The sequence below is a fragment of the Stenotrophomonas sp. STEN030 genome (assembly GCF_056759995.1).
Genome location: NZ_JBRREB010000001.1, coordinates 88,208 through 109,022, shown reverse-complemented (window position 1 = coordinate 109,022; position 20,815 = coordinate 88,208). Strand labels below are relative to the sequence as shown.

18 protein-coding genes are annotated in these 20,815 nt (G+C 62.2%); 12 read left to right on the top strand and 6 right to left on the bottom strand.

Going from position 1 to position 20,815, the window contains the following annotated elements; translation table 11 throughout:
* The first annotated feature begins 96 nt into the window (after window positions 1–96).
* The 3 genes from ACVOLR_RS00490 (at window position 97) to ACVOLR_RS00480 (ending at window position 2,706) form a co-directional block, all read left to right on the top strand.
* Window positions 97–1,050 (top strand): helix-turn-helix domain-containing protein, encoded by a 954-nt coding sequence (locus ACVOLR_RS00490; protein ID WP_481534698.1) that lies wholly within the window; start codon window positions 97–99, stop codon window positions 1,048–1,050.
* A 569-nt stretch (window positions 1,051–1,619) separates the two neighbouring features.
* On the top strand, window positions 1,620–1,886 hold the full coding sequence (locus tag ACVOLR_RS00485) for a hypothetical protein (RefSeq protein WP_296249044.1): 267 nt from the start codon (window positions 1,620–1,622) through the stop codon (window positions 1,884–1,886).
* A 130-nt stretch (window positions 1,887–2,016) separates the two neighbouring features.
* Complete coding sequence (locus tag ACVOLR_RS00480) at window positions 2,017–2,706, top strand: hypothetical protein (RefSeq protein ID WP_481534737.1); 690 nt, start codon at window positions 2,017–2,019, stop codon at window positions 2,704–2,706.
* 111 nt (window positions 2,707–2,817) lie between these two features.
* Here ACVOLR_RS00480 and ACVOLR_RS00475 read toward each other — a convergent pair whose 3' ends face one another.
* Both ACVOLR_RS00475 and ACVOLR_RS00470 read right to left on the bottom strand, forming a co-directional pair.
* Entirely contained in the window at window positions 2,818–3,711 is an 894-nt protein-coding gene (locus ACVOLR_RS00475; RefSeq protein WP_481534697.1) for an NAD-dependent epimerase/dehydratase family protein, read from the bottom strand.
* Between the two features lie 194 nt (window positions 3,712–3,905).
* Window positions 3,906–5,525: an AAA family ATPase gene (locus ACVOLR_RS00470; protein WP_481534696.1), complete on the bottom strand. Its 1,620-nt coding sequence runs from the start codon at window positions 5,523–5,525 to the stop codon at window positions 3,906–3,908.
* Between the two features lie 471 nt (window positions 5,526–5,996).
* On the opposite strand from ACVOLR_RS00470, the gene ACVOLR_RS00465 reads away from it, so the two are divergent.
* The gene (locus ACVOLR_RS00465) at window positions 5,997–6,245 is read left to right on the top strand and encodes a hypothetical protein (protein WP_481534695.1); all 249 of its coding nucleotides are present in this window, start codon (window positions 5,997–5,999) and stop codon (window positions 6,243–6,245) included.
* A 119-nt stretch (window positions 6,246–6,364) separates the two neighbouring features.
* Here the strand turns inward: ACVOLR_RS00465 and ACVOLR_RS00460 are convergent, their stop codons facing one another.
* The 3 genes from ACVOLR_RS00460 to ACVOLR_RS00450 all read right to left on the bottom strand — a co-directional run bounded on the left by ACVOLR_RS00460 (window position 6,365) and on the right by ACVOLR_RS00450 (window position 11,782).
* A complete protein-coding gene (locus ACVOLR_RS00460) occupies window positions 6,365–7,684 on the bottom strand; it encodes a type II toxin-antitoxin system HipA family toxin (protein ID WP_481534694.1) in 1,320 nt (439 codons plus the stop codon).
* A gap of 3 nt (window positions 7,685–7,687) precedes the next feature.
* On the bottom strand, window positions 7,688–7,945 hold the full coding sequence (locus ACVOLR_RS00455) for a helix-turn-helix domain-containing protein (RefSeq protein WP_481534693.1): 258 nt from the start codon (window positions 7,943–7,945) through the stop codon (window positions 7,688–7,690).
* A 126-nt stretch (window positions 7,946–8,071) separates the two neighbouring features.
* Window positions 8,072–11,782: an indolepyruvate ferredoxin oxidoreductase family protein gene (locus ACVOLR_RS00450; protein WP_481534692.1), complete on the bottom strand. Its 3,711-nt coding sequence runs from the start codon at window positions 11,780–11,782 to the stop codon at window positions 8,072–8,074.
* A gap of 169 nt (window positions 11,783–11,951) precedes the next feature.
* Between ACVOLR_RS00450 and ACVOLR_RS00445 the strand changes: the two genes are divergently transcribed.
* From ACVOLR_RS00445 to ACVOLR_RS00435, 3 genes are all read left to right on the top strand, one after another.
* Window positions 11,952–12,590, top strand: coding sequence for a tetratricopeptide repeat protein (locus ACVOLR_RS00445; RefSeq protein ID WP_481534691.1), 639 nt, complete (start codon window positions 11,952–11,954; stop codon window positions 12,588–12,590).
* Between the two features lie 106 nt (window positions 12,591–12,696).
* Window positions 12,697–13,611, top strand: coding sequence for an AEC family transporter (locus ACVOLR_RS00440; protein ID WP_481534690.1), 915 nt, complete (start codon window positions 12,697–12,699; stop codon window positions 13,609–13,611).
* A gap of 33 nt (window positions 13,612–13,644) precedes the next feature.
* Window positions 13,645–14,706 (top strand): hypothetical protein, encoded by a 1,062-nt coding sequence (locus tag ACVOLR_RS00435; RefSeq protein ID WP_481534689.1) that lies wholly within the window; start codon window positions 13,645–13,647, stop codon window positions 14,704–14,706.
* A gap of 352 nt (window positions 14,707–15,058) precedes the next feature.
* Here the strand turns inward: ACVOLR_RS00435 and ACVOLR_RS00430 are convergent, their stop codons facing one another.
* A complete protein-coding gene (locus ACVOLR_RS00430; RefSeq protein ID WP_481534688.1) occupies window positions 15,059–16,540 on the bottom strand; it encodes an AAA family ATPase in 1,482 nt (493 codons plus the stop codon).
* Window positions 16,541–16,674: 134 nt separating this feature from the next.
* On the opposite strand from ACVOLR_RS00430, the gene ACVOLR_RS00425 reads away from it, so the two are divergent.
* Genes ACVOLR_RS00425 through ACVOLR_RS00405 form a run of 5 tightly spaced genes read left to right on the top strand, consistent with a single transcriptional unit; the run spans window position 16,675 to window position 20,810 of the window.
* Window positions 16,675–17,307, top strand: coding sequence for a nucleotide-binding protein (locus tag ACVOLR_RS00425; protein ID WP_481534687.1), 633 nt, complete (start codon window positions 16,675–16,677; stop codon window positions 17,305–17,307).
* 19 nt (window positions 17,308–17,326) lie between these two features.
* Window positions 17,327–17,803 (top strand): SixA phosphatase family protein, encoded by a 477-nt coding sequence (locus tag ACVOLR_RS00420; RefSeq protein WP_481534686.1) that lies wholly within the window; start codon window positions 17,327–17,329, stop codon window positions 17,801–17,803.
* A 4-nt stretch (window positions 17,804–17,807) separates the two neighbouring features.
* Window positions 17,808–18,377 carry a YceI family protein gene (locus ACVOLR_RS00415; RefSeq protein WP_481516976.1) on the top strand — a complete coding sequence of 190 codons (570 nt, stop codon included), beginning with the start codon at window positions 17,808–17,810 and terminating at the stop codon, window positions 18,375–18,377.
* Between the two features lie 5 nt (window positions 18,378–18,382).
* A complete protein-coding gene (locus tag ACVOLR_RS00410) occupies window positions 18,383–20,350 on the top strand; it encodes a phospholipase D family protein (protein ID WP_481534685.1) in 1,968 nt (655 codons plus the stop codon).
* A gap of 31 nt (window positions 20,351–20,381) precedes the next feature.
* Window positions 20,382–20,810, top strand: a complete 429-nt coding sequence (locus tag ACVOLR_RS00405; protein ID WP_481534684.1) for a hotdog fold thioesterase — start codon at window positions 20,382–20,384, stop codon at window positions 20,808–20,810.
* Window positions 20,811–20,815: the final 5 nt, after the last annotated feature.

The window sequence follows — 20,815 nt, the reverse complement described above, 5'->3', positions numbered from 1 at the left end:
ACGCCGCCTCTCAAATAAGAATAGTTATCAATACCATTGAAAGTTTAGGCGCAGCGAAGGAAAATTTAGGCAGGACCACATTCCGGGATGCCCTGCATGCAGGTTTTCACCTGCGCCGAACTGATGACCGCAGCGCACGCGCTGGGCGGGCAGGTTGATTTCAACGCCGGCATGGCCGACGCCACGCCGGTGCTGGCGGGCTGGCAGCAGGTGCATGCGCTGGACGATGGCGTGTCGCTCTACTTGAGCCGCAGCCGCGACATGGTGGGCGGCTGCAGCCACAACCGTCTGGCGCCGGGCATTACCGCCGGTTTCCTGGTGGATGGCGAGGCCGACGTTGCCATCGGCAAGCATCGCTTGCGGCTGGAAGGTAACCATCGGCGCATGCCGACCATGCTGGTTCACCTGCGCGAAGAAGACAGCTTCCAGCGTCATTGGCAGGCTGGACGACAGGAAGGCAAGGTCAGCCTGCACCTCAGCGATGACTGGTTGCAGCGGCAGCTGCAGGCCGATTCCAGTGGTAGCGCCCGATTGGTGCGCGTTTGTCATGGCCACGCCGACAACCATGCGTGGCGGCCACCGGCGCCGTTGTTGCAGCGGGCGGCGCAACTGCTGGAGAACAAGGCCGGTTCGCTGCCATTGCTGCGCCGGCTGCAAAAGGAAAGCTTTGCCCTGGAACTGGCTGCGGACGTGCTGCAGACACTGGCCAGCGAGGGTGGTGAACGGCCTTTGGGTTCGCACCTGCAGCGCTGCGTCACACGCCTGCACCAGTGGTTGCAAAGTGGAGAGGCCGACACACTGAGCATCGCGCAAATGGCACGCCAGCTCGGCACCAATGCAGTGGACCTGCAGCGTGGCTTCCAGTATTGCCACGGCCAAAGTATCGCCAACTACCAGCGCGAGCTGCGGCTGGAACGCGCCCGCCAGGCACTGCTGCGCCAGCGCGTTCCCGTGGATGTGGCCGCCACCATCGCCGGCTACGCGCACACCAGCAGCTTCAGCGCCGCGTTCAAACGCCAGTACGGCACATCACCGTCGCAGCTGAAGTAGCCAACACAGCGTTGTAGACGCTGCGGCGGTTGTGGGAGCGGCGTAAGCCGCGAAGCCACCAAACCAAAACGCCTGCACGGTCCGCGCATTCAATGATGCCAGCTGGCAGCGAACGAACTGATCAACAAACGCGCAGAACTTGATCATCGCGCCGAACGTTCCGATAGACAGCTCGTGGCATGAAGCCACCACACCGCGCGACGCAGCAGTCGCATGTTGCATGCAGAGATCACACCCACTTCGTGCACGCCTAGCAGCCGACCACGATGCCAATTCATACCGATGAATTGGCAAGTCGAAGACCTCTTTGCATGGCCATCAGAGCGGAAGCGAACTCCTGTTCACCCGCAAATTTTCACCTCGTATTTGCATAGATGACTGAGCACATCATGCATTGGTCCATCAAATTCAACGGCATTCCTTGAGCTTGCTGAATTCAAGCCACAACGCTGCTCATTCAAACACCTTCACAGTTCATTTATCTGTGCAAACGTCAGCTGAAAGCGCATGACGCTGCTCTGCAAAAACGTAGCTATATTCGAGATCCCCCAAACGTAGGAGGAAGTGGAATGTTCATGACCAAGCAGAAAATGGTGATGGCGCGTACGCTCGGCGTGGCAGTCGTCGTCATGAGCCTGGCGTCCTGTGCAACCTATAAAGAAGAGTTCGCAGGGATCAACTCACGCCTCGACCAACTCGACACGAGGGTGCAGGGTGCAGCACAGAGCGCCGAGTCCGCCAATCAGTCCGCACAGCAGGCCAATCAGCGACTGGATCAAATTGAAGGTCGCGTCCAGCAACTCGAAAGGGCACCACGTCGCACACCACGCGGCTGATCGCTCCGTTCGATTCATGATGAATATCTGAATTCAGGATCCGGTGGCCTTTACCGGCCACTGGTTTCCTCTCCCTCAGTCAGTCTTCATTGCAAGGAACCGTCCCATCCGTACGCACACATACCCTGTAATCCTCGCCGCCTTTGGCGTACTGGCGTTCGCAAGCGTCGACGTGGCCAGCGCCCAGGACGCCACCGTGCAACAAACGGCAAGTGCCGTCGATCAGCTCCCGCCGGACCAAAAGGTGTCGGACACGGTGATTGAACTCGCCGGCTGGGTTGTCGCAAGCAAGGACAATCAGGGCTATCCATTCGCGATCATGGACAAGGCCGCTGCACAGATCCTCGTGTTCAGCGGTGATGGCCGACTGCGCGGCGCCACACCGGGACTGTTTGGATCGGCAACCGGCGATCACGTAGCTCCCGGCGTCGCCGGTCTCGCGCTGCGCGAGATTCCGGGCCGCGACCGCACCACACCTGCAGGTCGTTACATCGGCGGCTTCGGCCCCTCGCTCGACGCTGGGCGCGTGCTGTGGGTGGACTACGATTCTGCAGTCTCCATCCATCCCACCGCTACCGGCGTGCCAGCCGAGCGACGTGCAGAGCGCCTCGCATCACCAACACCGGACGACAACCGTGTCACCCACGGCTGCATCAACATCGCGCCGGACTTCTACGAACAGATCGTCAGCCCGACATTCGAGCGCGGTGGCCTGTTCTACATCCTGCCGGACAAGGACAGCCTGGAAGCGACCTTCCCGGAATTCGCAAAGAGTCGCGCCGCCGGGAAAGACAGCGAAGGCAAACACGCAGGGCGCTGAAGACGGTGTCCTGCCTGCGCATCTGCATCAGCAGCGGGAGGCTCCTTCTTTTGTAGGAGCGGCGTAAGCCGCGAAGCAAGCACCCCCTGCAGACCTACTAATGCAACCGAATCAATCCACAGTCCTATCAACAAAACCGCGCGTATAAGGCAACACCTCCAAACTACGCCGATCCGCCTGCGCCAAAACTTCATCGAAACCAAACGCAGGCTCCCAACCCAAGGTCCGCCGCATAGCGGCATTGTCGTAAACCCGATCAATGACAGCAGGCAGCGGCCAACCACGCCGCCCATGCTCGGCAACCAACTCCGGGCAACGCAGACGCAGCACTTCAACTGCATCACGCCCCAACTGCTCAAGGTCTTCGCGCTGAAATGGCGTCGAACCACTGACAACAAATCTACTGAACGAACCAGCTGGCAACGCCAACGCCGCTACATGCGCATCAGCAACATCGCGGACATCAATACCGCGGTGCAGGCGCAGCACTGACATCTGATCCGCAGGCTGCGGGAAACAGCGCGAAATGCGGATGATGCTACGTGTCAGCCCCGCACCGGACCAATCGGCCAGGACCTGCTCGGCTTCCAGCTTGGTGCGGTGATACACAGTCTTGGGCTGCGGCACCACGGATTCGTCGATCCATGTGCAACCCTGTTCGGCGACAGCTTCGCCATACAGTGCGGTGGTACTGGTGTAGACCACCTGCTTCACACCTGCCTGCTGCGCAGCTTCCAGCAACTGCTGCACACCGGCCACATTGACCCGCTCGAACTCGCGATCAGATACCAGGCCGACATGCGGCGCATGGTACGAAGCGGTGTGGAAGACCACATCCACACCCTGCAATGCCGAGTGCAGCAATCGGCTATCGGTGAAGTCACCAATAAGCGACGAGCAGGAGAAAGGGGAACGGTCGAGACCAATGACCTCATGGTTGGCGGCAACCGCGTTGTAGATCGCGCGGCCAATCCGGCCTGAACTACCGGTGATAAGAGCTTTCACGGAAAAGTGCTTCTGGCGCCCGGGATCTGCCGGGATGGAGGCATGGCAGATCCCTTTCTGTATCTACGGCCACATGAATGGTGCACGCAGGCCTGTTAGTTGCTGACCGTAGGCCGCGATCGACCCAAAGCGGTCGTTCAAGGATCGAGCCTCTCCGACCGGTTTTGCGTTCGGTTGCTAGCGGGGCGATGTGGTTAACTTGGTTCTGGGATTTGGGGAAGCACCCGGCGCAGGGCAGCGACGAGCTCTGGTTCGTTATCGTTGAGCAATGCGCGGGTGATCCAAGCCTCGAATGCATCCTTCGGTGTCCGCCTTAGATGTCGTGCAGCCTCAGCCAACATTCCTTTGTTGTCGAACACGGAGAGAAGCGTAGGAACATCCTTGTTCTGGATGGCGTTATCAATTGCATGTCGGCGTTGGGTCGCAATGGCGGGGATGTCAAACCCATTGGTCTCTTTTGCATAAGCGGCTTGGATGCCTTCAATGGTCTGAGTGTTGCCAAAATCTATCTTCTTCAGAGCGCGATCAATTCGTCGCAACGTGTGCCTAACGACAACGGAATTTATGTGATCCGCCTGGTTGGCAAAATGAAGCACCTTCTCATTGAGGCCAGCTATGCTTGCTTGTAATTCTCGATCTGGGACGTGTTCTGCGAGAGCAATCTCGCGGGTGATCTCAGGCAGAAGAAAGAGGTTTTCGACCTCTGAGACGGGTAAGACGAATATGTTGTGGCCACGAAAGTATTCAATCTCGGCCGCGTCATAGCCATCTGCATCGACGATTCCAGCGCAATGAACGCGGGTTAATGAAGCGTTCCCTCGCATCGATATCACTGAATGGATGACATCGCTGCATGATCCGCGGGGAATGACCGTCCATTGGGTATATGCGCTCCGATAGACCGCTTTGTCGAGACTTGAAAGCCCGCCTTCGACGAAGAGGATCGGGCGGCGGCTCCCCAGTAGCAGTGTGGTGAGTTCTTCGGTGAACCCTGTTTCTTCGGGGATTGGTTCGAGCGCCCACTCGGGGCCGAGTGTGTTGTAGTTGCGGATAACGTACTTTTGCCCAACCCGGGAGGCGGCAAATTCAAGATCATGGGTGATGAAGACCAACGCACAATCAGGGCGAGCATTCTCAAGTTCGTCCCAGAGCCTGTTAATTATCGATCGATGTAAATGCAACTCGGGTTCGTCGATCACAAGGAGCGAGTTTTCTGCTGCCATCAGCATCTGACCGGCAAGATAGAAGACCGATCGCTCTCCATCACTCATTTCGGACGCGCTGTAAAGCGTCTCCGTTCCTGGAACTCTCACCTCTATGTTGTCGCCGGTGATGATGAGTTCACGATGGGGAAGGAGGCGTTCCCAGATGGCCTTGAGGCTCTCGAACTTCGTTGCACAAACATTTTGATTGATTCCGGCGCGTGCATTTTCGTGCGTTTTAAGCGCGGTTCGGGATTGCTCGGCGAAAAGGGCCTGTACCAGGAAATTGAAGTCATTGAGCAGGGCTACTGCAGCTTTGCCGTTTGCCCAGCGCTGGTGGCTCCGATAACCTATGTTTCCCGCCTCTTCTGCATAGCCAAACCGAAGCCCTTTGATTGCGAGGCTCTCGTTTATTTTTGGTACGGTTGGGTCCAGCCCGAGGGCACGATGCGCTGATATGCGGTGGACGCTTTCCCCCGCTACCTGCTCCATAAGCAGCGCAAGGCGTGTTTTCCCGCTGCCATTGGCGCCAACAAACGTCACTGACGTCCCTGGTTCAATGGAAATGGCTACGGGGTTGCTGTGAGTCGGGACGTTGAACTGAAAGGTCATACGGCCAGTCCTTATGGGTAATTGGGAGGCGGGGCGCGCCCTCGATTACCAATTCTCGGCCGGTGTGGCAAAAAGATGCAATATCACCTTGCCCTCGCGAGATGCCGCCCGCGTTCCTCAGAACGGTTGCGTCCGCCTCACGGAAATCATCGTTCTGCTCACTTTCTTTGGTTGGACCGGTACTTCAGTTGCTTGGGGTCCGTTTACACAGAATCTCGGAGAGTCCCGCGCTCGACCTAGTCTTGGACGGCGAACGGTTCCAAGTTCACTTCTTCCATCATCACTTGATGGCCAACACGAACCGTGAGTGCTCATTAGGCGGTGAAAACATGGGTCAGAGTTGGGTTTTAGGGGCGGGCTTCGTAGTGATATATTCACTCCAGCTGACGGGTGTCGATCCACGTCTATCGTCACCCTTCAGCGTTGTTTATCAGTTGACTCTTGCTTCCCCTACCACCGCAGGAGATCACATTGCCTTTGTTTCTGTACACCATCACCAGGGGTGATAAAAAGAAGCTGGTTGAGCTTCGGAAGAGCAATCCGCAAGGATGGCTGCTGCAGGCGGTGGATGAAGCGTTTCCTGAAGTAGCATCACGCCTTGCTGGGGTGATCATGCGGACAAGACTTGAGCCGATTCAGGGCGCTAAGCAGTCATGGAGAGCCACGGTTCCTGACGGTGCGATTGACCTGAGCATTCTGGTCATCCAGAAGAAGCCGTAGTTCGGATACAGGGTGGCAGGGTTGAATGCCTCGGTGTTGGTCAGGCTGCCAATACGTTGATCAATTTTCTTTGATTCCAGTAGCCTACTGATTGAACACACGAATGCGCGAATCTCGTTTCAATCGTTCTCCGGCATCTCCGCGAGCCGCGTCCCCGCCTGCCGCAGGCCGTCAAAAATCGCCGTCGCCACATGCTCCGGAAAGCCAGCAGGCAAAAGTGCCTGCACGGCATTGATCGCGGGCTCGATACGTTCAAGCAGTTCCGCGATCCATGGCTCTGCGCCTTCGGCGACGCCACATGCACGTGCGGTCTGGTTCCAATGGCGGCGGCGTATGCGCAGCAGTTGGCGGTGCCGATTCTTGCCCGCTACCGACATCGCCAATGCTGCGCGCTGCGGAGCCAACTGGTTTGGTCCGCCGCCCAGGATCGGATACACCGAAAGCACGTCATAGGCGGGCGTCAGCCGGAAGCGGCCTGCAGCTTCAATATGGATGCTGAAATTCTTTGCGTGGCCATCGGTTGCGGCCAGCAACCAGAACAGGATCTGGGTTTTGAAGAAGGTGGCGCGGTCCTGCGGTTGCATGGACTGGCGCAGCAGTTCCATGATCTGCACGATGCCGGGGCCGCCGTCGCTCTCGTACTTGCGCGTGGATGGCAGCCCAAATGCCTGGCACATGTCTTCCTGCGGCAGGCGCAGCCACCATCGGCCATCGCGGGCCAGGCGTCGGTCGAAGCGTTCAACGATCAATGCACGCTGCTCGCCAAACTGCCCCATCGATGTATTCGCGACGGGAATGCCGAATGCAGCCAGCAGTTGCATGCACAGCCATTCGTTCTCGACCGATGCATGCATGTCCGCGCGCATATTGCCGACCAGACCCAGCGGCAGCTTGAAGATATGCGTGCTGGGTGTGCTGCCGGTGGGCACGCACCATTGCCCGTCGTGCCAAAGGAAAGCGGTCTTCTCCTGCGCACCGGCAATGGAGATGCGGAACTCGTCATCTACATGTTGCCCCGGCAGCACGGTGCTGGTGACCATCTGCAGGCGTTCGCCCACCTGGGCATCGCTCAGCGGCAGGGCGCGAACACCGTGGATATCCTCTGGTGCTCTGTCAGGAGCAAGCAACTGCACTGCGCCCACGCAATCGCGACCAATTTCCTGCAGTAGATCGAACGTGTCTGCCGATTGCAGCCCGAAGCGATCGCGGATGCGCTTGCGGATGTTTTCGTTGTCAGGCAGCAGGTTGTCAAAGTAATCCGTGACTACCTGGCCACGGTGGCTTTCACCAGTGGGAAGCAGCGGCAATGACAATGACAGTGGACGAGGCTGTTCGGATGCCAGCCACGAGGGCAGATAGGTCAGCCGTGGTCCCGTGCGCGTGTGCTCCTGCCAGGAGGCCACCTCTGCGCCGTTCATCCATACGCGCAGTTCGCTCATGGCTCACCACTCCATGGTGGTGGATGAGGCGTCCTGTGGACGCGGTTGCAGGGAGAATTCCAGCCCGAGTTCGGCCCACACCCGCATCAAGCGTTCAAAGGTGGCCGCTTCGGGTTCCCGTTCCAGCGCAGTGATCGCCTGGCGGGTGATGCCAAGGCGTTCGGCGAGCTGGGCCTGGCTGAGCCCGGCCTGTTTGCGGAATGCCCGCATCAACGGGCCCAACTGATGGGCGACACGGATGGGATGGCTGTTGCCGCTCATAGGGGGCATCCGGAAGGCGATGTAGGCAAGCTATACCTTGCCTATCGCAAATGCAACGTATAGCTTTCATTTACGCAATGCAACCCATAGGTTGCATTGCGCATAAGCAACCTATCCGTTGCCTTCTCAGACCGCCTGCACGATATGCAGCGCCTTCGGGTTGCGCCAGGTTGCCAGCAGCGTGGCCTCGCGCGCCTTGGCTTCGTGCAGGTGCGCTTCCTTGACGTGGCCGTAGCCGCGGATGTGTTCGGGGATGCTGGCGATGTCCACCGCCAACGTCAGGCGACGTGCGTCGAGTGAGCCGATCAGTTCCTGCAGGGTCTTCTCGTAGTCACTGATCAGCTGACGCTCGCCACGACGTTCCTCGGTGTAACCAAATACGTCGAAGCGGCCGCCGCGCAGGCCCTTGAACTTGGCCAGCAGGCCGAAGGCCTTGAACATCCACGGGCCGTATTCCTTCTTCTGCAGCTGGCCCTGTTCGTCGCGCTTGGCGAACAGCGGCGGGGCAAGGTGGAAACGCACCTGGTAATCGCCTTCGAACTTCTCTGCCACACGCTTGGCGAAGTCGCCGCTGGTGTACAGGCGGGCGACTTCGTATTCGTCCTTGTAGGCCATCAGCTTGAAGAAGTAGCGCGCGGCGGCTTCGCTCAATGCGGTGCTGCCCGGGATCGCTTGTTGCTCGGCCTTGCGCACGGCATCGATCAGCGTGCGATAGCGATTGGCGTAAGCGGCATCCTGGTAATCGGTGAGGAAGCTGCTGCGGCGGGCGATCAACTCGTCCAGCGAGCGCGACAGGTGCGCATCGTCCAGCGATGCGAACGCGGTCTCGCCACTGGTCTGGCTGGCGGCGGGCAGGCCACGGACATCCGGCTCGTTGCCGGGGTTGCGCGGTGCAGACGGTGCGCCTGCTTCGTTGCCTTCCCATTCGCCCGGCGGCAGTTCACGCAGCGCGGCCGGCTTGCGCTCGGCATCGGTGGGCGCGTTGCGGACCAGGCCGGCGGCCTGCTGCACGGCCTGCGGATCGATCGCGGCCAGGCGGCCCCAGGCGAACGCGGTCTGGTTCATGGTGACAGCGGCGCCATTGAGCTCCACCGCGCGCATCAGCGATTCCAGCGACAGCGGCACCAAGCCCTGCTGCCAGGCGAAGCCGAGGATGAACAGGTTGGAGGCAATCGCGTCGCCGAGCAGGGCGGTGGCCAGCTGGGTGGCATCGAGCAGGATCGGGTCGCGACCGCCCAGTGCCAGTTTCACCCCGGCAATGATGTCGGCGGCCGGGAACTGCATGTCCGGATGCGTGGTGAAGGTGCCGGGCATGGCTTCGTAGGTGTTCAGCACCACCTGCGAGCGCTCGCCGCGCACCTTGGACAGCGCCCAGTAGTCGTTGACCACCACCATGTCGCAGCCCAGCACCAGGTCGGCTTCACCGGCAGCGATGCGCACCGCGTGGATGTCGGCCGGACTGTTGGCGATGCGGATGTGGGTGGTGACTGCACCGCCCTTCTGCGCCAGACCGGTCTGGTCGAGCACGCTGGCACCCTTGCCTTCGAGGTGGCCGGCCATGCCGAGCAGTGCGCCAATGGTCACCACGCCGGTGCCGCCGACGCCGGTGATCAGGATGTTCCAGGGCTGCGAGAAATCGGTGCGGAAGGTCGGCGCCGGCAGATTGTCGAGCAAGCTGGCCGAACCACTCTTGCTGCCCTTGCGCAGCTGGCCGCCGTGCACGGTGACGAAACTCGGGCAGAAGCCCGTGGTGCAGGTGAAATCCTTGTTGCAGTTGGACTGGTCGATGTCGCGCTTGCGCCCGAATTCGGTTTCCTTCGGCAGCACCGACACGCAGAAGCTCTTCTCGCCGCAGTCACCGCAGCCTTCGCAGACCAGCGAGTTGATCATGGTGCGCTTGGCCGGGTCGACGATCTTGCCGCGCTTGCGGCGACGGCGCTTCTCGGTGGCGCAGGTCTGTTCGTAGATCAGGATGCTGGTGCCCTTCACCGTGCGCAGCTGCTGCTGCACGGCGTCGAGCTCGGCACGGTCGTGGTACTCCACATCGCTAGGGAATTCGTGGCGACGCGCCTTCCACTTGGCGATGTCATCGGACAGCAGCACGATGGTGTGCACGCCTTCCGAGCGCATCTGGTGGGCGATCTGCGGCACGGTCAGGGTGCCGTCCACCGGCTGGCCGCCGGTCATCGCCACCGCATCGTTGTAGAGGATCTTGTAGGTGATGTTGACGCCAGCGGCGATGGCCTGGCGGATCGCCAGCGAGCCGCTGTGGAAATAGGTGCCGTCGCCGAGGTTCTGGAACACGTGCTCGGTGTCGGTGAACGCGGCTTGCCCGGCCCAGGTGACACCTTCGCCGCCCATGTGGGTGAAGGTGTCGGTGTCGCGATCCATCCACGTCACCATGTAGTGGCAGCCGATGCCGGCCAGCGCACGTGAGCCTTCCGGCACCTTGGTGGAAGTGTTGTGCGGGCAGCCGGAGCAGTAATGCGGCACGCGCGGGAACTGCGCGCGCGGCAGCGCCATCTCGGCTTCCTTGACGTCCATCCAGCGCAGACGCTCTTCAATCGATTCGGTATTGAAGAAACGTTGGATGCGGCGCCCGATCACGCCGGCAATCGTCGCCGGGGTCAGCTCGCCAGTGGACGGCAGGATCCACTCGCCCTGCTCGTCGTACTTGCCGACGATGGACGGGCGCGCGCCCCAGTTGGCCGGCCAGTTGTAGAAGTATTCCTTCATCTGCCGCTCGATGAAGGCCTTCTTCTCCTCCACCACGACGATGTCTTGCAGGCCGCGGGAAAATTCACCGATGCCCTGCGGTTCCAGCGGCCATGTCATGCCGACCTTGTACACGCGGATGCCGATGTCGGCGCAGGCCTTCTCGTCCAGGCCCAGGTATTCCAGCGCCTGCAGCACGTCGAGGTAGCTCTTGCCGGTGGTGACGATGCCCAGCCGCGCCTGCGGCGAATCCATCACCACTTTGTCGATGCCGTTGGCGCGGGCAAACGCCTGTGCCGCCTTCACCGCATAACGGTGCAGGCGCATTTCCTGCTCCATCGGCGGGTCCGGCCAGCGGATGTTGAGGCCGGCGGCCGGCATCTCGAAGTCTTCCGGCAGGATGATCTGGCGGGCGAACGGGTTGACGTCCACCGAGGCAGAGGACTCCACTGTTTCGGCAATCGTCTTGAAGCCGATCCAGCGCCCGGTGTAACGGCTCATTGCCCAGCCGACCAAGCCCATGTCGAGGATGTCCTGCACGCCGGCCGGGTTCAGTACCGGCATCATCGCGCTGACGAATTCTTCTTCGCTGCCGTGGGGCAGGGTGGAGCTGCGGCAGGCATGGTCGTCGGCGGCCAGCGCCAGTACGCCACCATGCTTCGAGGCACCTGCAGCATTGGCGTGCTTGAACACGTCACCGCAGCGGTCCACGCCCGGGCCCTTGCCGTACCACATGCCATACACGCCATCGACGTTGGCACCGGGGAACAGGTTGGTCTGCTGGGTGCCCCAGACCATGGTTGCGCCCAGGTCTTCATTGAGGCCCGGCACGAACTTCACCTTGGCCGCTTCCAGGTGCTTGCGCGCGCGCCACAGCTCCAGGTCGAAGCCGCCCAGCGGCGAGCCGCGGTAGCCGCTGACGAAGCCACCGGTATTCAGCCCGGCCGCGATATCGCGCTGCTGCTGCATCAAGGGCAGGCGTACCAAGGCCTGCACGCCGCTCAGGTAGATGCGGCCATCGGTGCGGGTGTACTTGTGCTCCAACGTGTAATCGGAATCACGCACGCCGATCAGCGGGTCGTTGGCGGAGGCAGGCGAAGTAAGTTCGGCAGTGCTGGTCATGGCTGGCCCATTGCGGAAACGGCTGGCGGATGCCAGCCGGCGGCGCCGGTGGCAGCCGCGGATTGTAGCAGTGGGGGCTTTCATCACCCTGTAACCCGTCGCGCGTAGCGCCCGGAGCGGTTAGGATCGGGGCCGGGTGGGGGATAACTGTTTGATGGGGATTGCAGTCATGGGGGTTACAAAGCGCATGGTCGCTGGCGCGTTGCTGCTGGCGGGCCTGTTTGTTGCAAACGTGCAGGCGGAGAGCCTGCCGAAGATCAACGAGTTCTATTTCGATGACGATGTGGCGGCCAAGCCGATCCACGCCGTGCCGCCTGAACAGGCAGACGTGGTGGATCAGCTGATGAAGCTGCGCGAGCGTGGCCGCAAGGGTGTGGAAGCCACTGCCCAGTTGGCCAGCATCGCCTACCGTGATGGCCGCGATGAGCTGGGGTCCAAGCTGTACCAGGAGGCTTTGGCCTCGGTCGCAGACAGCTCCGTGCAAGCCCGTGGTCTGCGTTGGAATCATGGCTGGGATCTGTATCGCCGGGGCGATGCACAGGACGCACTCGACCACTGGACCAAGGCGGCCGAAGCGACCCGCGGCAATCCGTCATGGCTGCCGCCAACACTGGCGCTGGTGCTGTGGAAGTTGGATCGCAAGGACGAAGCGGTGGCCTGGTATGCGGCAGCCGTGCGCACCGAGCCGGGGCAATGGACGGAAACCACGGCCTATCCGCAGCTGTTGCCGTCATGGAGCGATGCCGAACGTTTGCAGCTGGCCCAGGTACAGCAGGCGTGGGCAGCCAATCCGCCGGCTTGGCCGTAAGGTCATTGCTGCGATGCAGCATGCGGCTGGCGCGATGCTACTGCGACGGGAGGTTTTGAGCCGGCGCTGATTCCCCCTGCGGGGCAGTCCTGCACATGCTTGCATCATGGCATTCGACGCATTCGCACTGATCCTGACCATGCTCGCGCTGGGCATGCTGTTCGCCCGTTTGCGGGTGTTCCCGGACAACGCCGCCGACGTACTCAACAAGGTGGTGTTGTACATCTGCCTGCCGGCGGCGGTGCTTACCTACGTGCCCCGCCTGCAGCTGGATGCCTCGTTGATCGGCATCATGCTCACGCCGTGGCTGTTGATGCTGCTGACCCTGGCCTTGGTAAGCCTGGCCACGCGCCTGTTCGGTTTCCAGCGGCAGGTGCATGCGGTGTTGCTGCTATGCGTGGCGCTGTGCAATTCCAGCTTCATCGGCTACCCGATGGTGCGCGCGCTGTTGGGTGACCATGCTCTGCCGTATGCGGTGGTCTACGACCAGTTCGGCACCTTCGTGATGCTGTCCACCTTCGGTCTGTATGTGCTGGCGCGCTACAGCGGCGACAGCCCGCCCAGCACCGCCCAGATCCTGCTGCGCATCGCCAGATTCCCACCGCTGTGGGCACTGATCTTCGCCCTGTTGGTGATGCCGGCAACGCCGCCTGCGTGGATTGCCGGGGCACTGAAGAATGTCTCCGACGCGATGCTGCCACTGGTGATGCTGGCGGTGGGTCTTACGATCCAGCTGCGGCTGTCGCGCGCTGAACTGGCACCCTTGGGTGTTGGCTTGGTGCTCAAGCTGCTGGTGCTACCGGCAGCAGCACTGCCACTGTCGTGGGCGTTTGGCCTGCAAGGCGAAATGCTGCGTGTCAATGTCTTGGAGACGGCAATGCCGACCATGATCACTGCCGCCGCGCTGGCCATTTCGCATCGGCTGGCGCCGCGATTGGCAGCGGCAATGGTGGGTTATGGCATTGTGTTGTCATTGGTCACCTTGCCGGCTTGGGTCTGGGTGCTTGATCGGCTGGGATAGGATGCAGCCGCAACGGAAAAACAGGAGAGCAGGATGCGCAGGACTTGGTTATTAGGCGTAGGTTTGGTCTTGCTGGCAGTGACGGGGACCACGGCGGCGCAGTCGGGTGGTACAGGTACGGATGTCGCGACAAGGCCATCGCCGGGTAGCTACGACGCCTGGGATCAAGCACGCTTGCAGTTAGGGCGTTCACTTGCCGCCAGTGGTCAGCCGCGCAGCTTGTATGCGGCTTGGGTGCTGGCGCCATTGCGCTTGGAGCTGGCCAGCGGCAAGTTTGCCTACTCGGCAGAGGTTGAAGGCTGGTTTGCGCGTGCGGTGCGAACGGGTGCGACGGATCCGCTGATTGCCCAGGCTGCCATCAACTACTGCATTCATGCCAATCCGTGCGATGTGGATGTGGAGGAGGCACGCACCACATTGGAGACTGCCGATGTCGACGATGTGGGCAGCCAGTTGCTGCTGATGCAGCTGGCTGAGCGCCGCAAGGATCGGATCGGCGCGGAGCGTGCCTGGCAGCGTGCAGGCAAGGCCACGCAATACCGGGACCCGTTGATGGGGTTGATCGGATTGCTGGATGAAGCCAGCAGTGAGCAGTCATGGACGGCGGTGATAGCCACCAATGCAGCGCTGGCTGCAAGTGATCGGCCTCTATCGAGTGTGCGGGATGATCGTCTGCTGCATCTTTCTGCAGCAGCAGCGGTGCATGCGCCGTTTGCGGTGAGTGCGGCGCTGCAGGCCTGCAAGGATGCCGGTCAGGAGCGGGCGGCGCAGTGCCGCCATCTATTCGGGGTCATGGCCAATAGTTCTTCCATGATGCTGGCATTGATTGGAGCCAGTCGCATGGCCGAGATCGAGCCTGCGGATGCGGCAAAAAAGCATTGGCAGGCACGCGCTCGCCAGCTGACATGGTTGAGCCTGGAAGTGGGCAAGCTGTTGGGTGACGGCAGCGAGGCGAACCACAAAGTGCGTTTGGCCGATTACATGAGCTGGGTGAAGACGCAGGGAGAGCTGCCGGCGCTCGAGCGGGTGGCGTTGGCGCATGCAGTTCCCCTGCAACCACCGGCAGACTGGAAGCCGGCCCCGCCTGAGATCTGAGGCTGGCAGTTGTGCCGCAACCCGGGTAAGCGCAGCGCATCCGGGAGGCCGATTGCCCACAGTCCTGCATGTTTCGTGGCTTTGAGAGCACAACACGCGCTGCCAGCGAGAGCTGTTGCTACGTTTTTGGCGGGCGAGATCGCTTGTTCGCGCTTGCGCTACGCTTGGCTGGGCACGGTTCTGCTTGTGGGAGCGGCGTAAGCCGCGAAGCCGACCATGCTGAAGTCCTTCGCAGTGGTGGCATCGCATCTGATGCGGTGCGTGCTTCGCGGCTTACGCCGCTCCTACAAACAGCGTGACTGCGCCGTTTGTGTAGCTCACCCTTGGGTTGCTGCGGAACCTTCGGGCGGCCTCAGTCCGCTGGCACGGTGCGCTCGCGCGCCCAGTCGCGCAGTGATTGCACCTGCTCGGCCATCAGTACCGACAGCGGGCGGGTATTGCGGATCTCGGCCATCAACAGTTCGGTATCCAGCGGCTTCTGTTCGGCATGGGCGGCGTACAGGCCGGCGACCACCGCCTGCTCGATCTCGGCACCGGAGAAGCCATCGCTGGCAGCAGCAAGGGCGGGCAGGGCGAACAGATCCGGCTGTAGCTGGCGACGCTGCAGGTGCAGGTGCAGCAGTTCGACGCGGGTGTCGGGCGAGGGCAGGTCGACGAAGAAGATCTCGTCGAAGCGGCCCTTGCGCAGCAGTTCGGCCGGCAGCTCCTGCACCTGGTTGGCGGTGGCGACGATGAACACCGGCGCTTTGCGCTCGGCCATCCAGGTCAGCAGGTAGCCGAGTACGCGGCGCGATACGCCGCCGTCCTCACCGCCGCTGGCCAGCCCCTTCTCGACCTCGTCTATCCACAGCACGCAGGGTGCCAGCTGCTCGGCCGAGGCCAACGCGTCGCGCAGGTTCTTCTCGGTCTCGCCGTGGTACTTGTTGTACAGGGTGCCGAAATCCAGCCGCAGCAGCGGTACGCCGAAGCCGGCGGCGGTGGCCTTGGCCAGCATGGATTTGCCGCAGCCCTGCACGCCGAGCAGCAGCATGCCCTTGGGCGGGTCCAAGCCGGGCGGGGCGTTGCCGGAGACAAACACCGCGCGGCGCTGCTCGATCCAGCGTTTGAGCCGACGCGCGCCGGCCACGTCGCTGAAGCGGGCCGAGTCGTATTCGTAATGCAGGTGGCCGCTGCGGTTGAGCAGCTCGAACTTGAGCTTGGCCAGCTGCGGCAGGTCGTCGGCCTGCAGGGCGCCATCGGCGAAAATCAGCTGACGGGCGATGCGACGGGCGTCGGTCATGCTCAGCCCGCGCAGATTGCGCAGGATCTGCTGCGCCGCCTCCTGGTCCACCTCGACGCGACGCCCGCCGTTCTCCTGGGCATAGCTGGCCGCTTCCTCGCGCAGCATCTTCAGCAGCGCGTTGGCGTCGGGCAGGCGTGGGTTGAAGCGGGTGGCCAAGGCTTCCAGCTCGGCCGGCAGCTCGACCTTGGCGCCGACCAGTACCACCACGTGCGGCTGGCTGTGGCGGCGCTGGATGATGTCGCGCAGCAGGCGCTGGTGGCTGGCGTAGCCCAGGTAGGGGTGGAAATCGAGCAGCAGGTAGATGCCGCGCTGGTCGGCCTCCTGGATCATGCGCAGGGCGGCGCTGGCATCGGGTGGGCCGACTGCCTCGTCCTCGCGGTCCATGTCGATGCGGCGCAGGCCCTCGGTGATCGACCAGCGGTACAGCGACCGCCACACATGCATCAAGGCCTCGCGGAACAGACCCACGATACGGGTCTCATCCTGCGTTTCGATGACGATCAGCGGCGTGTTGGCGCGGATCAGTGCGGTCAGGTCCTGCAGCTCGCTCATGGTGGTTCCAATGCCGGGGGCGACACGATAGCAAAGCCGCAGGCCTTGCCGGGGCGGCGTCCTCACCGGATGACTACCTTTGGTAACGCGGGCCGGTGTACGCTGCGGACAAGTCCCGCGGAAACGAGGCGTGCATGAAGACGATTCTGGTAGCCGGCTCCAAAGGCGGTGTCGGCAAGACCACCATCGCTACCCATCTGGCCGCACACTCGGCCTTGTCCGGCAAGGCAACGGTGATCGCCGATGCCGACCCGCAGGGCTCCAGCACCCGCTGGGCACAACGCCGGTCAATTCTGGACAGCGCCGTGCTGCCGGTGGATGTGCACCGCAAGAAGAACTGGGAAAAGCTCATCCCCGACGGCGCCGAGCAGGTCATCATCGATGCCCCGGCCGGTGCCTATGGCGAGGACCTGGAGCGCTTCATCGACATCGCCGATGCGGTGGTGGTGCCGGTGTTGCCCTCGGCGCTGGATATCGAGGCCATCGTCGGCTTCCTCAACAGCCTGTCCAAGATCAAGCGCATCCATTCACGGGCGGTGCCGGTGGGGCTGGTGCTCAACCGCACCAAGCCGTGGACGCAGACCTCGCAACAGGCCAGGCAGATGCTGGCCGATTGGCCGTATGAGGTTGTCACGCAGCTGCGTGACAGCCAGAGTTATGTGGTGATGGTCGGGCTTGGGCGCAGCCTGTTCGACTATCACTCTGCACAGGTACGCGAGCACCAGCAAGACTGGGAGCCGCTGCTCAAGTGGTTGAACAAGGTCTGATCAGGAGTACTAACCGACCATGCGTGAATTGATCCTGCTGCGACATGCCCATGCCGAACCGGCGGCCAATGGCCAAGCCGATCTCGACCGGCCCCTCTCACCGCATGGCTTGGCTGAGGCTGAGGCTGCCGGCCGTTGGTTACAGGAAAACAAGTTGGTGCCGGACCGGGTGCTGTGCTCGCCGGCGCGGCGCTCCCGCGAAACCCTGGAGGCAGTGCTGGAGCGTACCGGTTACGTCGAGCAGCGCCTGGAAGAACGCATCTATGACGCCGCACCGGGTACCCTGGCGGCACTGCTGGACGAGCACAATGAGGTGGAGCGCGTGCTGGTGGTGGGCCACAACCCTGGGCTTGAGCAGCTGGTGGCGTTGTTGAACAGCGGCCAGACCGGTGATTACCGCGGCATGCCGCCGGCATCGGTCGCGGTATTGTCCTTGCCGAAGGACTCACCGATCGAACCGGGCATCGCCAAGTTGACCGCATTCTGGTGGCCCTGATTCCATGGCGGTGGCGCGGTATGGGCTGCTGCTGATTCTGTTGATGCTCGCTGGCTCGGCCCTTGCGGCCGAGCCATTGCATTTCGACACGGCACACTCCCGTTTTGGTTTTGAAATACGTACCCGCTTCGGGCAGAAGGTGGAGGGGGTTTTCCCGCGCTTCGAGGGCTGGATCACGGTGCTGCCCGATGGCCGCCACCAGGTGCGGCTGCGCATGTTCACCGAGTATGTGGAGATCCCGGAGCGGCCGCGCTACACCGGCTGGATCCGCGGCGAGGACTTTTTTGATGCGGCGCGCTATCCGGTGGTGGAGTTCGACTCCGACCCCTACGACCCGCGCTTGACCGAAACCGGCGGCGATGTACAGGGGCGCTTGTCGATCCGTGGCATCAGCCGTCCCGAAGTGATGCGCCTGGCAAAGCCTGAATGCGCGCGGCCCGGCTATGATTGCGACCTCGTCAGCCGCGGTACCATCCTGCGCGGCCGATATGGCATGGATAGCTGGCAGATGGCCTTGAGTGATCGAGTGATATTCGTACTGCGTACACGCCTGGTGGGCGCCCCCAAAACGTGAAAGCTGTGATTCGTCTTTTACCGGTGCTGGCGCTGCTGCTGGCCAGCGGTTGTGCCTCGCTGTCCAATCAGCAGCGCGAGCGTGCCGAAGGCATTGCCGTGGCCGCGCGTTCCACCGTGGTGGACTGTGACCAGCCTGATCGCTGCGCGCTGGATTCGCCCCTGCGTGCGCTCGGTGGCAAGGCCATCGCCGAATCCACCGCGCAGGCACCGCGGCACTACGCCACCATCGTCGACGAGGGTGAGCTGTCGCTGATAGCGCGGCTTAACCTTATCCGCAGCGCCACCCGCAGCGTAGACCTGCAGACCTATATTTTCGATACCGACGACAGTGCGCGGATGGTGATCGACGAGCTGCTGGCCGCGGCCCGGCGCGGGGTCAAGGTTCGGGTGCTGATCGATCAGCTCTCGGCGATCTCCGACCTGCAGATGCTGGGTGCCTTGTCCGGCGCGCATGCCAACTTCGAGCTGCGTGTCTACAACCCGGCGTTCGGCAAGGCCAAGCTCAACTACTTCGACTATGCAGGCAGCGTGCTGTGCTGCTTCCGCCGCTTCAACCAGCGCATGCACAACAAGCTGCTGGTGATCGACGATGTGATCGGCATGGTGGGTGGCCGCAACTACCAGGACGACTATTACGACTGGGATAGCGAATACAACTTCCGAGACCGTGACGTGGTGGTGGCCGGGCCGGAGGCGCGCGAGATGGCGGCCAACTTCCAGGCCTTCTGGGAAGCGCGCCGCAGCGTGCCGGCCGAGCGCCTGAACGATGTCGGCAAAACCTTGTTGAACGAAGGTGTGCCGGTATTGCCGCAGGCGGCTTTCCGGCGCCCGGACCGCATTGCGCGGGTGGATGCGGAAGCCTCCGACCCGGATTTCATCGAGCAGGCATTTGTCGACACTGCTTTGCCGGTGCGCGCGGTCAGCTACGTCGCCGACCTGCCACGCAAGCACCGCCGTGAACGCGAGGCACAGCCGCTCAACGGCCAGCATGTGACCGAGCCCAAGTTGGATGCGCTGATCTCGCAGGCGCAGACCGAGGTGCTGCTGCAGACGCCCTATCTGGTGCTGTCCAAGCCCGCGCAGGAGCTGTTCAAGAACCTGCGCAAGCGCGAAACGCCGCCGCGGGTAGTCGTATCGACCAATAGTCTGGCGGCCACCGACAACCCCATCGTCTATGCGCTGTCGTACAAGTACAAACGCCGCAATCTGCGCGAACTGGGCTTCAACATCTACGAATACAAGCCGTTCCCGCTGGATGCGCCGATCGACTACACGCAGCTGTTGCCGGCGCCGTTGGACGGTGAACCAACCGCCCCACCCACCCGCAACCGGGTGATTGGCGGCAGCGCGGCTGGCAGCAATGTGCGCGGCAGCGGTTCCGGGCGCCGGCTCAGTGCCGATGGCAGCGAGGTCGAGCGTGAGGTGCTGCGTACCGAAACCCGGCCGTCGTTCCTGGGTACGCGTGCGGTCAACCGGCCCTTGCCGGTTACCCGTCGTGGTGCACGCATGGGCTTGCATGCCAAGTCGCTGGTGGTGGACCGCCGCATTGGCGTGATCGGTACCCACAACTTCGATCCGCGCAGCGAGAACTACAACACCGAAGGCGCGGTGATCATCGAGGACCCGGCCTTTGCCGAACAGCTGGCGCAGAGCATCCTGCGTGACGTGCACCCCGACAACTCCTGGGTGGTGGCGCCACGCGAAAAGCCGCCGGTGTTGTCCGGCCTGAATTACAGCATCGGCAAGGCCTCCGAGGCGCTGCCGATCCTGGATTTCTGGCCTTGGCGCTATGCCACCGACTACGCCTTCAAGCCGGGCCCGGATTGTCCGCAGCCGCTGCGGCGACAGGACCCGAACTTCCACAACTGCTACACCGCGGTTGGTGACTTCCCGGAAGTCGACGTCGGCCCCAAGTGGGTGCTGGTGCGCATGCTGACCGCGTTCGGCGCGGGGCTGGTCCCCATCCTCTGATCGCTTTTGTTTTTCCAGACAGGTAGCTGCAATGAGCCAAGTATTCCGTGCGCCGGTTGACCTGCAGTTGGTCAATGAGTTGAGCCGCAACACCTTGATCGATCATCTGGGCATTGTCTTCACCGCCGCTGGCGATGATTGGCTGCAGGCAACGATGCCTGTGGATGCGCGTACCAAGCAGCCTTACGGTCTGCTGCATGGCGGTGCCTCGGTAGTGCTGGCGGAGACCTTGGGCAGCAGCGCCGGCAATCTGTGTGTGGACCCGACCCAACAGGTTTGTGTCGGTCTGGAGATCAATGCCAACCATCTGCGTGCGGCGCGCAGCGGGTTGGTTACCGGTACCGCGCGCGCGCTGCATGTGGGTCGGACTACCCAGGTGTGGGAGATCCGCATCGAAGACGAGGCCGGCAAGCCGGTGTGTATTTCGCGGCTGACCTTGGCGGTTGTGGCTAAGGGCTAGGAGCT

What these genes read in the sequence shown, in the direction of transcription:
- ACVOLR_RS00470 (WP_481534696.1), bottom strand. Translation starts at nt 5,525, where the DNA reads ATGACCTTTCAGTTCAACGTCCCGACTCACAGCAACCCCGTAGCCATT.
- ACVOLR_RS00430 (WP_481534688.1), bottom strand. Translation starts at nt 16,540, where the DNA reads ATGAGCGAGCTGCAGGACCTGACCGCACTGATCCGCGCCAACACGCCG.
- ACVOLR_RS00485 (WP_296249044.1), top strand. Translation starts at nt 1,620, where the DNA reads ATGTTCATGACCAAGCAGAAAATGGTGATGGCGCGTACGCTCGGCGTG.
- ACVOLR_RS00445 (WP_481534691.1), top strand. Translation starts at nt 11,952, where the DNA reads ATGGGGGTTACAAAGCGCATGGTCGCTGGCGCGTTGCTGCTGGCGGGC.
- ACVOLR_RS00455 (WP_481534693.1), bottom strand. Translation starts at nt 7,945, where the DNA reads ATGAGCGGCAACAGCCATCCCATCCGTGTCGCCCATCAGTTGGGCCCG.
- ACVOLR_RS00440 (WP_481534690.1), top strand. Translation starts at nt 12,697, where the DNA reads ATGGCATTCGACGCATTCGCACTGATCCTGACCATGCTCGCGCTGGGC.
- ACVOLR_RS00460 (WP_481534694.1), bottom strand. Translation starts at nt 7,684, where the DNA reads ATGAGCGAACTGCGCGTATGGATGAACGGCGCAGAGGTGGCCTCCTGG.
- ACVOLR_RS00420 (WP_481534686.1), top strand. Translation starts at nt 17,327, where the DNA reads ATGCGTGAATTGATCCTGCTGCGACATGCCCATGCCGAACCGGCGGCC.
- ACVOLR_RS00425 (WP_481534687.1), top strand. Translation starts at nt 16,675, where the DNA reads ATGAAGACGATTCTGGTAGCCGGCTCCAAAGGCGGTGTCGGCAAGACC.
- ACVOLR_RS00435 (WP_481534689.1), top strand. Translation starts at nt 13,645, where the DNA reads ATGCGCAGGACTTGGTTATTAGGCGTAGGTTTGGTCTTGCTGGCAGTG.
- ACVOLR_RS00405 (WP_481534684.1), top strand. Translation starts at nt 20,382, where the DNA reads ATGAGCCAAGTATTCCGTGCGCCGGTTGACCTGCAGTTGGTCAATGAG.
- ACVOLR_RS00450 (WP_481534692.1), bottom strand. Translation starts at nt 11,782, where the DNA reads ATGACCAGCACTGCCGAACTTACTTCGCCTGCCTCCGCCAACGACCCG.
- ACVOLR_RS00415 (WP_481516976.1), top strand. Translation starts at nt 17,808, where the DNA reads ATGGCGGTGGCGCGGTATGGGCTGCTGCTGATTCTGTTGATGCTCGCT.
- ACVOLR_RS00490 (WP_481534698.1), top strand. Translation starts at nt 97, where the DNA reads ATGCAGGTTTTCACCTGCGCCGAACTGATGACCGCAGCGCACGCGCTG.